13 protein-coding genes are annotated in these 13,471 nt (G+C 47.7%); 12 read left to right on the top strand and 1 reads right to left on the bottom strand.

The window, feature by feature from the left end:
* Positions 1-233 precede the first annotated feature (233 nt).
* Positions 234-1,826, top strand: a complete 1,593-nt coding sequence (pckA, locus tag WCX49_RS03045; RefSeq protein WP_345986106.1) for a phosphoenolpyruvate carboxykinase (ATP) — start codon at positions 234-236, stop codon at positions 1,824-1,826.
* 77 nt (positions 1,827-1,903) lie between these two features.
* A complete protein-coding gene (locus WCX49_RS03050) occupies positions 1,904-2,467 on the top strand; it encodes a DedA family protein (protein ID WP_345986107.1) in 564 nt (187 codons plus the stop codon).
* 67 nt (positions 2,468-2,534) lie between these two features.
* Here WCX49_RS03050 and uvrB read toward each other — a convergent pair whose 3' ends face one another.
* The gene (gene uvrB / locus WCX49_RS03055) at positions 2,535-4,508 is read right to left on the bottom strand and encodes an excinuclease ABC subunit UvrB (RefSeq protein ID WP_345986108.1); all 1,974 of its coding nucleotides are present in this window, start codon (positions 4,506-4,508) and stop codon (positions 2,535-2,537) included.
* A gap of 100 nt (positions 4,509-4,608) precedes the next feature.
* On the opposite strand from uvrB, the gene WCX49_RS03060 reads away from it, so the two are divergent.
* The 10 genes from WCX49_RS03060 to WCX49_RS03105 all read left to right on the top strand — a co-directional run bounded on the left by WCX49_RS03060 (position 4,609) and on the right by WCX49_RS03105 (position 13,457).
* Complete coding sequence (locus WCX49_RS03060) at positions 4,609-4,842, top strand: hypothetical protein (RefSeq protein WP_345986109.1); 234 nt, start codon at positions 4,609-4,611, stop codon at positions 4,840-4,842.
* A gap of 21 nt (positions 4,843-4,863) precedes the next feature.
* Entirely contained in the window at positions 4,864-5,082 is a 219-nt protein-coding gene (locus tag WCX49_RS03065) for a hypothetical protein (RefSeq protein WP_345986110.1), read from the top strand.
* Between the two features lie 123 nt (positions 5,083-5,205).
* Complete coding sequence (locus WCX49_RS03070; protein ID WP_345986111.1) at positions 5,206-6,135, top strand: glycosyltransferase family 2 protein; 930 nt, start codon at positions 5,206-5,208, stop codon at positions 6,133-6,135.
* 178 nt (positions 6,136-6,313) lie between these two features.
* A complete protein-coding gene (locus WCX49_RS03075) occupies positions 6,314-7,858 on the top strand; it encodes a hypothetical protein (RefSeq protein ID WP_345986112.1) in 1,545 nt (514 codons plus the stop codon).
* A 14-nt stretch (positions 7,859-7,872) separates the two neighbouring features.
* Positions 7,873-8,238, top strand: a complete 366-nt coding sequence (locus tag WCX49_RS03080) for an EamA family transporter (protein WP_345986113.1) — start codon at positions 7,873-7,875, stop codon at positions 8,236-8,238.
* Positions 8,235-9,419 (top strand): hypothetical protein, encoded by a 1,185-nt coding sequence (locus WCX49_RS03085; RefSeq protein WP_345986114.1) that lies wholly within the window; start codon positions 8,235-8,237, stop codon positions 9,417-9,419. Before WCX49_RS03080 ends, WCX49_RS03085 begins: the two co-directional genes overlap by 4 nt.
* A gap of 747 nt (positions 9,420-10,166) precedes the next feature.
* Positions 10,167-12,035, top strand: a complete 1,869-nt coding sequence (locus tag WCX49_RS03090) for a DUF6044 family protein (protein ID WP_345986115.1) — start codon at positions 10,167-10,169, stop codon at positions 12,033-12,035.
* An 88-nt stretch (positions 12,036-12,123) separates the two neighbouring features.
* Positions 12,124-12,516 carry a prepilin-type N-terminal cleavage/methylation domain-containing protein gene (locus WCX49_RS03095; protein ID WP_345986116.1) on the top strand — a complete coding sequence of 131 codons (393 nt, stop codon included), beginning with the start codon at positions 12,124-12,126 and terminating at the stop codon, positions 12,514-12,516.
* Positions 12,517-12,622: 106 nt separating this feature from the next.
* Positions 12,623-13,081: a type II secretion system protein gene (locus tag WCX49_RS03100; RefSeq protein ID WP_345986117.1), complete on the top strand. Its 459-nt coding sequence runs from the start codon at positions 12,623-12,625 to the stop codon at positions 13,079-13,081.
* On the top strand, positions 13,074-13,457 hold the full coding sequence (locus WCX49_RS03105; RefSeq protein ID WP_345986118.1) for a type II secretion system protein: 384 nt from the start codon (positions 13,074-13,076) through the stop codon (positions 13,455-13,457). Before WCX49_RS03100 ends, WCX49_RS03105 begins: the two co-directional genes overlap by 8 nt.
* Positions 13,458-13,471: the final 14 nt, after the last annotated feature.

Below are 13,471 nucleotides of genomic sequence, written 5' to 3' on the forward strand. Positions count from 1 at the left end.
GAAAAAAGACGTAAGAGGACAACGCTTTGAAATAACGGGCTACAGGGGAATCGTATAGCAGGTCGAAACCGAATGGGGGAGCTTAACTTCTCACTTTCAGGATGCTTATGCCTTCAACGACGTATAATTCCACACTTCGTTTTTGTATGCAGCCCGCACACAGTGTCTTTAAGCGAAAGCAAACGGTGGGCCTATTACCATATAAGAACAGCAAAAGAGAGAAGGCAGATAAGATGATGAATGCGGAAGCACTGGAAGCATTAGGCATTAAGAATACCCAAGAGATTTTTTATAACCTTTCCCTGGACGACCTGATCGACCATGAACTCAAAAACGGCGAGTGTCATATGACGAGCAGCGGTGCGACCACGGTCGATACCGGCATCTTCACCGGCCGCAGCCCCAAGGACAAATTCTTTGTCTTTGAAGAGCCTTCCAACAAATATATTGCCTGGGGCGATGTGAATCAGCCCGTCTCCAAAGCAGTGTTTGATGAGGTGTATGCTGTCGCCATCAAAGAGCTTTCCGGTAAGAAGCTCTACGTCAACGACCTCTTCAGCGGTGCCAGCGCCTCCAGCCGCCGCAACATCCGTTTCGTCTCCGAAATCGCATGGCAGTCCCACTTCGTCCGTAACATGTTCATCGTGCCGAAGACGGAGGAGCTTGAAGGTTTCACGCCGGATTTCACGCTGCTCAATGCCTGTAAAGCCGTCAACGAAAAGTGGGAAGAGCATGGTCTCAACTCCGAGGTATTCGTTCTGTTCAATGTCGAGGAGAACATCGCGATCGTCGGCGGTACTTTCTATGGCGGGGAGATGAAAAAAGGGATCTTCTCCATGATGAACTACTGGCTCCCGCTCGAGGGCAAGATGGCCATGCACTGTTCCGCCAACGTCGGCAAGGATGGGGATACGGCACTCTTCTTCGGCCTTTCCGGTACGGGAAAAACAACCCTCTCCACCGACCCGAACCGCGCGCTGATCGGCGACGATGAGCACGGCTGGGATGACGAAGGGGTCTTCAACTTCGAAGGCGGCTGTTACGCCAAGGTTATCGATATCGATCCGAAGAACGAGCCTGAGATCTACGCAGCCATCCGCCGCGGTGCACTGCTGGAGAACGTCGTCTTCGACGAAGAGGGTATCGTTGACTACGGTGACGGCAGCAAAACGGAGAACACCCGTGTCTCCTACCCGATCGAGCACATCGATAACCGTCAGCCGGGCCTGATGGCGGGACATCCGAAAAACATCATCTTCCTTACCGCGGACGCCTTCGGTGTTCTGCCTCCGGTCTCCAAACTCTCCAAAGAGCAGGCGATGTACTACTTCCTCAGCGGTTACACGGCCAAGGTCGCCGGGACCGAACGCGGGATTACCGAGCCGGTCGCAACCTTCTCCGCCTGTTTCGGTGAAGCGTTCCTGCCGCTGCACCCGACGGTCTATGCGAAGCTTCTCGGCGAAAAGATCGACAAGCACGGCGTCAACGTCTACCTGGTCAACACCGGCTGGACGGGCGGGCCTTACGGTATCGGCAAACGTATGAGTATCAAAGATACGCGCGCCTGTATCGACGCGATCCTTGACGGTTCCATCAACGACTGCGAATTCGATACGACGAGAACGTTCCGCCTCAAGGTACCGAAGACACTCGGCGATATCGACCCGAAAGTTCTCAACCCGCGCAACGCCTGGGCAAACAAAGAGGAGTTCGATGCGGCACGCGACCGTCTCGCGGCAATGTTCATCGACAACTTCCACAAATACGAAGAGGCCGGCGGTCACGAATTCGACTACCACGAGGCGGGACCGAAAATCGAGTCCTGATCCCGACGGGCTCGCCCGTTGGCATTCCCTTCTTCTCTTTAGAGTATAATCCCCCAAATCTCTTTTTCGGACTGTTTATGGAAGATATGTTCTCCAACTTGACAACGTACGGCTATATTGCACTTTTCCTCTATTCGCTCGGCGGCGGGTTTGTGGGCCTGATGGCGGCCGGGGTACTCTCCTACATGGGGAAGATGGACCTGGTGACGGCGATGACGGTGGCGATGGTCTCGAACTTCCTGGGCGATACACTGCTGTTTTATATGGCGCGCTACCACAAGAAAGAGGTGCTGAACTATTTTCACAAACACCGCCGTAAGCTGGCCCTGTCGCATATGCTGATGAAGAAACACGGCAGCTGGATCATCTTCATGCAGAAATTCGTCTACGGCATCAAAACCCTGATCCCGCTTGCGATCGGGATCACGAAGTATGATTTCACACGCTTCTCCGTCCTCAACTTTTTCGCGGCAGTGCTGTGGGCCCTGGTCGTGGGGCTGGGGAGTTATTTGGCCGGAAAACCGATCATGGGTGTTTACGAGGTTATTGTCGAACGCCCCTATATCGCACCGCTGATCATCGTCGTACTGGGCGGGCTCATCTGGTTCTACCTCAGCCGGGCGACAAAGAAAAAAGCGTAGCTTTTTGAGCGTTGAGCGTTAAGAACAGAACCAGGATGACTTCTCATCCTACGCTTAACGCTTAACGCTAAAGCTGCCTGATCTTCGCGATCTCGTCGCGGAGCCGGGCCGCCTCTTCGAACTCCAGCTTCTTGGCCGCCTCCTTCATCTTTAGGTTCAGTTCATTGAGAATCTTTTTGCGCTCGGCAGCGGGCATCTTCTCCAGTTTCTTGCGTTTGTTGTAGAGCTCACCCGTCTCTTCGAGCTTGAGGTTTTCGTCGAGTTTGCGTTTGACGGTCGTCGGGGTTATACCGTGGGCTTCGTTGTGCGCCATCTGTTTTTCGCGGCGCTGCTTGTTAATGTCGATGGCGGCCTGCATCGAGCGTGTCATCTTCTTGGCATAGAGGATGACACGTCCGTCGGCGTTGCGCGCGGCGCGCCCGATCGTCTGGACCAGCGAAGTCTCCGAGCGCAGGAAGCCCTCCTTGTCGGCGTCGAGGATGGCGACGAGGCTGACTTCGGGCAGGTCCAGCCCTTCGCGAAGGAGGTTGATCCCGATGAGGACGTCAAACTCCCCCAGACGGAGGCTGCGGATGATCTGGTTGCGTTCGATCGCATCGATATCGGAGTGCATATACTGCACCTTGATGCCGAGGTCGGCCAGATAGGTCGTCAGTGACTCCGCCATCTTCTTGGTCAGGACCGTGACCAGGACCCGGTCGCCTTTTTCCACGGTCTTTTTGATCTCGTCGTGGAGGTCTTCGACCTGGTTGTCCGAGTCCTTGATCGTGACGATGGGATCAAGCAGCCCCGTCGGGCGGATGATCTGTTCGGCCTTGACGGCGCTGAGCTCGAGTTCCGTTTCGGCGGGGGTGGCGGAGACGAAGAGGTAGTGGGGTGCTTTGTTAATGAACTCCTCGTATTTGAGCGGCCGGTTGTCGAGGGCGCTTGGCAGGCGGAAGCCGTATTCGACCAGGACCTCTTTGCGGCTGCGGTCGCCGGCGTACATGCCGCGGAACTGCGGCAGGGAGACGTGCGATTCGTCGACGATGATCATGTACTTGTCGTGGTTTATCGAAAAGTAGTCCAGCAGGGTGTAGGGTGCTTCGCCGGGCTTCTTACCGGTGAGATGGCGCGAATAGTTTTCGACCCCCTTGCACATGCCGACGGTTTCCAGCATCTCCAGGTCGAACTCGGTCCGCTGCTTTAGACGCTGCGCTTCGACGATTTTCTCGTTGGCAAGCAAGTTGTCGAGGCGCTCGCCCAGCTCATCCTCGATCGTCTTGACGGCCCGGGAGAGCCTCTCCTGGCCGACCGTGAACTGGCTGGTGGCGTATACAGTTACCTTCTCCTTCTCTTCGAGCTTCTTGTTGGCGATCACCTCGAAGGTATAGATGGCCTCGATTTCGTCACCGAAGAATTCGACGCGGATCGCTTCATCCTCGAGGTAGGGCGGATAGATGTCGAGGACGTCGCCGCTGACGCGGAGGTGGCCGCTGTCGAAGTAGGTGTCGTTACGGGAGTAGCCCATCTCTACCAGGCGTAACAGAAGCTCCTTCTGTCCGATCTCCTGTCCGACTTCGAGGATCTGCACCATTTTGGCGTACTCCTCCGGGTCCCCCAGACCGTAGTTGGCGGAGACGGAGGCGATGACGATAACATCGTCATAGCTGAGCAGGTTCGCCGTTGCGGAGAGGCGCAGGCGTTCGAGCTCGTCATTGATGGAGCTGTCTTTTTCAATAAAGAGGTCCTGGCGCGGGATGTAGGCTTCGGGCTGGTAGTAGTCGTAGTAGCTGATGAAGTACTCGACGTGGTTGTTGGGAAAGAAAGCCTTGAATTCGCTGTAGAGCTGGGCGGCGAGCGTTTTGTTGTGGGTCATGATGATCGTCGGCAGCTGGGTCTTCTCGATCACTTTGGCCATCGTATAGGTCTTTCCGCTCCCGGTGACCCCCTCGAGGGTCTGGTAACGGTTGCCCTCGAGGACGCTCCCGGCCAGTGTGGCGATTGCCCCCGGCTGGTCCCCCGCCGGCGCATACTCCGTGACGACTTCAAATCTGCCCACCCATCATCCTTTAGTCTTATCTCTTTGTGATAGAATTATAACCAAGAGCGGCAGGGAGCCATTCCTGCCGGAGAATTGAGCGAAACAGGATCAGAGAATAATGGAACAGCAATCACAAAACGTCGTTGACAGACTCGGCGGAAAAGTCGCGCAGGTCATGGCCCAGCTGCACGCCCTCAAAGAGGAGAACGAGGTCCTGAAAAACGACCTGATGAACCAGCAGGCGCAAAACGAAGCCTACCGCGGCCAGATCGAACGTCTCGAGGCGGACAATGCTGCCAAAGAGCGCGAGATCGAAGAGATCGTCAACAAAATCGAGAGCATTCTCGGATAAGCCGGAGTCCCGGCACAGCGTATGAGCAAAAAAGTCTCCCTCACCGTCAACCGCAGCCGCTTCGACATCGACCTCGATGACGCTTTCGCGGATTTCCTGCTGAACCAACTCGAAAAAGATTTCAAACTGGACGGCAACAATGATCTGAAGGTCTTGCTGCAGGCGTATGTCAAGAAGAACTATGAGTTGTTTGAGCAGGATAGAAAAATTGTCAAGTTACTTGAAACGCTTGAAACGTAAAGGCGGGATATAGTTAGTGCATCAAATGTTTCGGGAGTATAGAACTTTCTTTTCTCAAAATCCTTTTCAGTGGTTGGCTTTCTATGACATCAACAATTTTATTGCTGCTGAGGAAGTAATTGGATGAGTAGTATTCATATTTCTGTTGTGACACCCGTTTACGGATGTGCAGCTTCACTTGAGCAGCTCTATGAACGCTTGGTAAAAACACTCACGAAGATTAATGAAACGTTTGAAATCATAATGGTGAATGACGGCAGTCCTGACGATGCATGGGAAAAAATACAAAAGCTTGCAGCAAATGATAACAGAGTAAAGGGAATCAGGCTTTCAAGAAATTTTGGTCAGCACCATGCCATTAGTGCCGGGCTTGATAATGTTTTCGGGGATTGGGTCGTTGTGATGGACTGTGACCTTCAGGATCAGCCGGAAGAAATATTGAAGCTGTACGAGAAAACGGCGGAAGGATATGATATTGTTGTCGGTCAGCGGGAAGAGCGTCAGGACGGTTTTTTAAAACGTATGGGGTCTGCACTCTTTCATAAACTGTTTAATTATCTGACAGACCAAAAGAATGATGCGAGGGTGGCCAACTTTGGAATTTATGCCAATTACGTCATAGAATCGTATAAACAGTTCAAAGAACAGAACCGCTTTTTCCCATTTTTTATCAATTGGATGGGGTACAATCGTGCTGAAATTCCTATAATCCACGCTGAACGCTCTACCGGAAAATCACATTACAGTTTAGAAAAACTGTTTGATTTGGCTATTGATACAATCGTTTCGTATTCGAACAAACCACTCCGTCTGTCTATAAAAATAGGCTTCGTGATTTCTGTCTTTTCAATGCTTTATGCAGTGTGGCTAATAGTGCAATATTTTATGTACGGTATACCGGTTGAAGGCTGGACCAGCGTGATGGTTTCTCTTTTTTTTATGGGCGGATTGATTCTTGCCAATCTCGGTATTCTTGGGCTCTATATCGGAAGAGTATTTGAGGAAACGAAAAAAAGACCTTTTTACATAATTCAGGAAAAAGTCAATTGTTGAAAAAAATCGGCCTGGAACAGTTGGTTTTTTAAAAAAGACCTTTATTTATACTCTTTTGAGAATCAGATGTATTTTTCCGCAATGCAGTATATAAGATGGGATGGTTGTTGTGATACTTACAGCAAATTCAAAGTATATAAAGATTCTAAAGGGGCAAGGTAAAAATACTTTTTTTGGCATGTTCGTCATCATGCTTTTTTTCGCCTATTGTCAACAAACACTGTTAATTGATCAGAATGATGATCTCACTGTGTGGAACCTTTTAGTTGACGGCGAATATAGGACGCTGATTGTCAGTAATCCACTATCCGCTGCCCTGAGCTTTTTGTATCATATTCTGCCAGCTGTCCCCTGGTACAGTCTGACATTAATGCTCCCATTCATATACTCCTACAGATTGTCGTTGGATATTGCCGACCGTTTCCGGACAAAAGCTCTTCGATTTGCTATGCGGAGCTTCCTCTTACTGTTTTTTATTATCTTTTCGATGAACCTTTCCGTCACGATGATAACGGTTTTGCTATTCGTCATAAACCTACAAAATCTTCAGCGGAATGTCCCGCTATTCTGGATTGTTACTGCCGTCGCGTTGCTGCTAAGGACGGATGTCGTATTGGGATTGTCTCCCCTGGCATTTTTGACAATGATGTACCTTTATATGCAGAAGGAATTCGTGTGGATACAAAAAGCACAAGTGTTTGCTTTCTTCCCAATGATTGTCTATTGTATACATATTGCACTGATTTGGATGGACCCTGAGTATGCCCGCTGGCTTTCATTTAATAACGCCAGAGCATATTTTGTTGATTTCCAGGGTATGAAGGGACAAGTGCTCTCGGAGTTGCAGCACTGGGTTATCGGGGTATGGTGGGTTGTGGACGAGGATATATTACCGACGGAACAGATAATCGCTGCTGCGGGAAATATGTGGATGGTCCTGTATGCTCGTCTAATGCATTTTACGTTACCGGCGTTTTTGCAACTATACCTGTTAACGGGTATATTGATGGTGTTTTATTCCAGGCAGAGAACCAAGAATATATTTTTTCTTCTTATGATTACTTCTTATTTGCTCTTACTTGTAAATCTCCGTGATGTCGAACGCGTTGTATTACCTGTGACGTTGTTCGCCATCATATTTTTATTCTATTTTATTGATGAGTCGACTTTGAAAAGCCGTCTAGTTAGTCTGGCTTTTTTAAGCCTGCTAATCCTTTTTCTTATTCCGAAGGCATATCAGGAGTTTAAGGAGAGTCGGCTGGTAAGTGAACGCCAGAAAAACTACTATACCGAACTGGCTGTATTAACGAAAGGAAACCAAAGTCGGATTGCAATCCCAGTCTTTTTCCCGGTGTTTTTTCTGAATTTGAACGAAGTGTTCAAATATCATAGAGTGTTTGACGAAGGAGCATGGCCGCACTGGGGAAGGGCTAATTATTATGTTGCCGGTTGGCTTTCCAGACATCCTTATTTCTATAGAAAGCACAACATTTCCCACGGTGGAATCGATCGCCGGTTTGATTCCTATTATGAATTTATGATGGATGAAAATACGACATTCCTTGGCGGCAATGCCACCAATATCGATATAGAGCAGACGCACAGAAGGTTACTGGATTATTATGACCACCATAAAGCAAATATGGGGTGCAAACACAAGATTGTAGACATGAATAGTACCCTTAACTTTAAACTTGTTAGACTTTCCGTCGAATGCCAGTGAACCGGGAGGACGGAGTGGGATACTTTTATATTTTTGCAACAGTGTTGTTTACCGTCTATGGCCAGTTGATCCTCAAATGGCGTATCGAAAAGTTCGGTGCACTGCCGGAGGGTTTGGCGGAAAAGATATTTTTTCTGCTGAAACTGTTGTTTGACCCGTTTATTTTCAGCGGCTTTCTTGCTGCATTCATTGCATCCCTTTTCTGGATGGCTGCGATGACGAAGTTTGATGTGAGTTTTGCCTATCCCTTTATGAGCGGCGCTTTTGTTCTTGTTTTTCTTTTTTCCGTCTTTTTATTCAATGAGCCGGTCTCCTGGCACAAGGTTGTCGGTCTCATATTGATTGTCGCGGGTATTATTGTGACGAGCCGAAGTGTATGAGCCCTTCTGTATTACCCCGCCGGCTGGAGCGAATTGTTAAGGGCCTCTTTTTCATCGCTATTTTTGCAACGGCATTTTTTCTCGTGTACAACCAGGTGTTCAATAGCGGAAAAGTGAGTCCTGATGGTACGACGGGTTATGAAAGCGATACGCTTGAACACATAGAGATCCTGAAAGACTTTTTTGAAGAAGGGACCGTACTTCCTCATCCAATGTGGCATCTGCTTGTCAAACTCTTTTCTTTCCTGACGGCAATGAGCGTTGAAACTTCAGCTGTCGTCATCTCTGCTCTTCTGGTGACCTTGTGGAGTTTCCTTGTATACCGCGTAGTCGCTTCCATGCTGGGAAGTGTGTATCCATCTGAATTGCTTTTTTTGACCGTGACCTTCGTCATAATCACGATCGGTCCTTTGTGTGTCCCCTTTTATGAAAAGATTATTTATCTAGGGCAGGGCTCTCCCAATGTCTGGCACAACGTGACATTGTGGACAGTGAAACCTTTTGCTCTGGTGGCGGTATGGACAGCGGTCATCGCCTTGCATAAAAGGCAAATGAAATATTATTGTTTCGCGCTTGTGTCCACTTCGCTTTCATTATTGGCCAAGCCGAGTTTTGTCATCATCTTTTTACCGTCGCTGTTGGCGTTGATAGTGAGCAGGCATTACTTTACATATAGGAATAGTCTCTTTTACCTAGTATTGGCCGGCATTGCACTCGTTATCCTTTCCTATCAGTATTCAATAACTTTCGGTGCCCATTCGAAAATTGTAGTCGACTTTCTCGGGGTCTGGTCTATGCAATCGTCCAATGTTGTCGTCTCTATTCTGCTGGCATTGGCCTTCCCGCTTCTGCTCTTACATTTCCACCCCAAAGTTATCGAAAATGATTATATTTTTCTCTCCTGGGTACAGGTACTGCTTGGCATCATGCTGTTTGCGCTCTTTGCCGAAGCGGGTTCGCGTTATACACATGGGAATTTTGGATGGAGCTATATTATTGCACTGGGGTTTTTGTACCTTTTTTCTGTGATAGAGTATGCAAAGGATTTTAAGCAGATCGTTTTCGCCAAACGATGGATCTTACTGCTTTTATTGAGCCTGCAGACATTGATCGGAGTCTATTATTTAGTAAGAGTCCTTCAGGGACAGCACCCGTTGTTCATCGCCATTATGCTGGGTTGATCTTCTGCCGTTAACCGATTTCTATCAGGAGTGGTCACACTCCCAAGTGCCGCCGCCGTTATTCTGCTATAGGTCACACGGGGTTTGAAATCAAATAAAATATGAATAATTGTTATATAAATACATGTAATCATGGAATTTTGATCGAAGATTGGACCCGCCTGTGCAAGGGCGGGAATGAATAATAAAATCGTCATTTTAGATAGGATACACTTTCCTCGTTTTAGCTACAGAGATCATATAAACTACAAAGTGCCTCAATCTCTATTCAAAGGGTGCTCTGCTGCAGATTGAACCGGTTTGGGTGCCACATTTATGATTGAATGTGCCAAGAGATATGAGGGGTGCCACCTATGGTTGCGCAACGATGATTCTTTTTGGCAGACTGCCCAATTGGGGCTATGAAGAAGAGCGTGTGTTAGAGGCGATGACAGTGAAAAAATGCCTGGAAGACAGACAGTTCCAGAAGTGTTTTTAAGGAGAGCTGTGGGTTTCAGAAAGCGTTGGTTGACGCCTTTGTGTACACATGCACTTGTGATGGCGGGGATACTGCTCAATGCGCGCTTCTTGTGGAATACATTCATAAGTATGCAGTCTTGCTTTTATGTTCCTTCTCATACACGCAGAGTAGGACGGGAGGATGCTTTGGCGTTTCCGCCAGCTTCGCGTTGGCAGAAAGCAATCGTTTGCTCCGTATTCCATTCTCCTGCGGAATGACAACTTAAGAAATCGAAAAGGTGATAAAACATGTCCATAACTTCTTTAAGTAAGTTTATTATGAGCCAGAGGCTGCTTTGGCAGTACCTCGGAATAGCACTCCTTATGTTTTACTTGTCGCCACTTGTGCTGTACGGGGAACATTTGCTCTATCTCGTTTTTGACAATTTGGACTCAAATGTTGTTTGGTTCAAGGTCCTGGCGGAAAGTGGAATGCTTTTTGCCGGGAGTGATGCTATCGTTCCCAACATGATGGGAGGTTTGCCGAGAGGGTCTTACGGTAGCGAGTACAATGTGCTTCAATGGCTCTATTACTTTTTCAAGCCTATCAATGCCTATGTGATCAATGAGATTCTTATGCATGTAGTGGCCTATTTCTCGATGTACCTTTTTTTGGATCGTATCGTATTTAGGTCCGAATACTCTGGCCGGTATCCATTTATTGTCTTTGGGGCGCTCTATTATGCGGTGTTGCCTTTCTGGCCGTCCGGTGGTCTCAGCGTTCCGTTGATGCCGTTGGTGGTCTATGCACTTTTGAAGATACGTGCAGCAGAGGGAGAGTGGTGGCATTGGATATTATTGGCGTTGTTGCCACTTTACAGCAGCTTCATATTAGTTTATATGTTTTTCATTATTGCAGCCGCACTCTTGCTCGTCATCGATACCGTACGGACTAGAAGCCTCAATCGGGCGTTTTTCTTTGCCCTTTTTATGATGGGCAGCCTTTTTTTGCTTGTGGAGTATCGTCTGGTTTACATGACGTTTTTCGATACGGGCTTTGTGTCGCACCGCACTGAGTTCGAGATGCTGATAAAAGAGAGCTTGCTGTCGTCATACAGGGCTTCTCATCTTGAATTTCTTAACGGGAACCCCCATGCCAAGGGGCTCCATCTGACGTATATAGTTCCAACCATGCTATTGGCGATGCTCCTCGCTTTTTCACGACGCAAATTCTCCATGTGGGAGTCACTTTTCATTTGGGCCGTTTTCGGTGTGACGTTTGCCGTCGACATCTGGAGTGTTGTCATGACGCAGAAATATACGATGCCCCTGCTGTTGTGCTTTGCCATGGTTGCCTGGTACTTTCAAAAAAAAGCACGTTTATTGCCACTCCTGCTGCTGGTGCAGATCCTACTTTCATACTGGTTTGGCTACTGGTTTTATGAAGGCTTGGATAGTTTAAAAACGTTTGTACCATCTCTCGAGATGCTGAATATGTCGCGGTTTTTCTTTTTTCAGCCTATGATATGGGCGCTGATCGCCGCTGTTGCCCTGAAAATCATTTACCGTCGTCTTGAACTTACAGGTCTTTTCGTGATTTTGTTGTTTGCGCTTCAACTGCATGTAGCCAAAACGCACGCCTATTTCGGGATAGCGGAGCAGGAACACCATATGACATACGAGAACTATTACGCAGAAGAGATGTTCGATGAGATCCGGAAATTCATTGGTAAAGATCAGAAAGAGTACAGGGTGGTGAGTCTGGGGATCGAACCAGCACCTGCACTGTTCAATGGATTTTACACACTGGATGGTTATTCGGTCAACTACCCTCTGGAGTACAAGAAAGAGTTCCGGAAAATCATCGAAAAACATCTTGACCAACACGCAGCAAATCGTCAGATGTATGACGAATGGGGCAGCAAGGTGTATATGTTCGCATGGGGGTGCAATTATATTATCTATGATCACACTGTGAAACTGGACAACCTGGACTTCAATACGACGCAAATGTATAATATGGGGGCACGTTACATTCTGTCGGGGCATGAGATCATCACACCGGAGAAACTCGGGCTGAGTTTTATGAGGAAATTTACAGGTGAACACAGTTACTGGGATATCTATCTTTATGAGATAATCCCCGGTTCTGACAAAAATCAGAAAAAGAACAACTAATTGTTTCAGTGTAAATTAATGTAAAGTTGATGATAATAGACCGTATGACTGCTAGTGTGGTCTAGAATTTTTACCAAAGGAGTGAATCATGAAAAGAAGTGGTTTCACTATGATCGAATTGATCTTCGTTATTGTTATTCTCGGTATTTTGGCAGCGGTTGCCATTCCTAAACTTGCGGCAACTCGGGATGACGCGAAGCTTTCTAAAGAGATTGCAAACGTTAAAACATGTGTAAGCGATCTTGGTGCGGCATATACTGCACAGGGTTCTACGGGTATGACGAACTCAATGGCTCAAGCGCCGGCTTGTGTGGCGACTTCAGCAAGTGCTGACGACTGTTTTGCCGTCGCGATTACAGCTGCTTCAGGTACGGCAACAGTTACATCCAGCGCTACTGCAACACATTGTGGCAATGCGGCTGTACTGGCTTCAAGCTTGATCACGACTCACGCATTCGGCGGTTCTAACGTCTCTTATTAATTTTAAAGAGGGGAGACTTCCCCTCTTTAAATTATTACCCGTGGAAGTATTAAAAAGAGAAGTAGACGTGACTGCTTTTTTTAATGTTTGACAAAAGGTAGTTATGATGAACCGGCGTAATGCATTCACCATGATCGAACTGGTTTTTGTCATAGTAATACTGGGTATTTTATCTGCTATTGCCCTGAGCAAGCTGAGTGCAACAAGGGATGATGCCCGGTTGTCACAAATGGCAAAATCTATCTCTATCTCTATTGGAGAGGTTGTTGCCAATGCAGTTGCTAGAGGGATTGTCCCTTCTTCAGAAGCGGAATGGGTAGATGCATCGAAAAATATAGCAAGTCTACGTGCAAACGGTTTAGCTGTTGTGACGGGTTCGAATGATGTCGAGTTCGCAATAGGTGGCGTGTCGGACTGCCTGGTGTTCCATCTCGCCGCAGTAGCAGGTGTTCAGAGCCTGACGATTGTTAAGCCGGCGAGCTCAGTTGAGCTATGTCAGCGCTTACAGGGTATGTTCGCAAACAGTGCATATCCGTTAAGAGGGGGAAATGTAAATTATGACTAAAAATGCATTTACGATGATAGAACTTATTTTTGTAATTGTGGTATTGGGGATATTGGCGAGTATTGCCATTCCAAAATTTGCGGCTACGCGTGAGGATGCAAAGATTTCCGCTGCGAGGGCAACCGTGGCTGCAGTACGTTCCGGTATCGTCTCTGAAAGACAAAAACGGATGTTGCGGGGTGATACAACCTATATTACAAGTTTGGGTGATAACTTTATCGGTGTACTTTCTTATCCGGCGAAAGACTGGACGAGAAGTAACGAAAGTTACAGTATTGTAATTGGTCCAAATACGTGTACATACACATATGACAATACGACAGGACAGTTTACAGCCTCTAGCCCTACTGGGCTGTGTACAGCTGTTGATTATTGATAGTATTGCTCAAA

Origin of the sequence: Sulfurimonas sp. HSL-1656 (genome assembly GCF_039645585.1) — a bacterium.
Lineage (GTDB): Bacteria > Campylobacterota > Campylobacteria > Campylobacterales > Sulfurimonadaceae > Thiomicrolovo > Thiomicrolovo subterrani.

Bases quoted from the DNA above. Each gene is read 5' to 3' on its own strand.
- pckA (WP_345986106.1), top strand. From the start codon at position 234: ATGATGAATGCGGAAGCACTGGAAGCATTAGGCATTAAGAATACCCAA.
- WCX49_RS03050 (WP_345986107.1), top strand. From the start codon at position 1,904: ATGGAAGATATGTTCTCCAACTTGACAACGTACGGCTATATTGCACTT.
- WCX49_RS03060 (WP_345986109.1), top strand. From the start codon at position 4,609: ATGGAACAGCAATCACAAAACGTCGTTGACAGACTCGGCGGAAAAGTC.
- WCX49_RS03065 (WP_345986110.1), top strand. From the start codon at position 4,864: ATGAGCAAAAAAGTCTCCCTCACCGTCAACCGCAGCCGCTTCGACATC.
- WCX49_RS03070 (WP_345986111.1), top strand. From the start codon at position 5,206: ATGAGTAGTATTCATATTTCTGTTGTGACACCCGTTTACGGATGTGCA.
- WCX49_RS03075 (WP_345986112.1), top strand. From the start codon at position 6,314: ATGTTCGTCATCATGCTTTTTTTCGCCTATTGTCAACAAACACTGTTA.
- WCX49_RS03085 (WP_345986114.1), top strand. From the start codon at position 8,235: ATGAGCCCTTCTGTATTACCCCGCCGGCTGGAGCGAATTGTTAAGGGC.
- WCX49_RS03090 (WP_345986115.1), top strand. From the start codon at position 10,167: ATGTCCATAACTTCTTTAAGTAAGTTTATTATGAGCCAGAGGCTGCTT.
- WCX49_RS03095 (WP_345986116.1), top strand. From the start codon at position 12,124: ATGAAAAGAAGTGGTTTCACTATGATCGAATTGATCTTCGTTATTGTT.
- WCX49_RS03100 (WP_345986117.1), top strand. From the start codon at position 12,623: ATGAACCGGCGTAATGCATTCACCATGATCGAACTGGTTTTTGTCATA.
- WCX49_RS03105 (WP_345986118.1), top strand. From the start codon at position 13,074: ATGACTAAAAATGCATTTACGATGATAGAACTTATTTTTGTAATTGTG.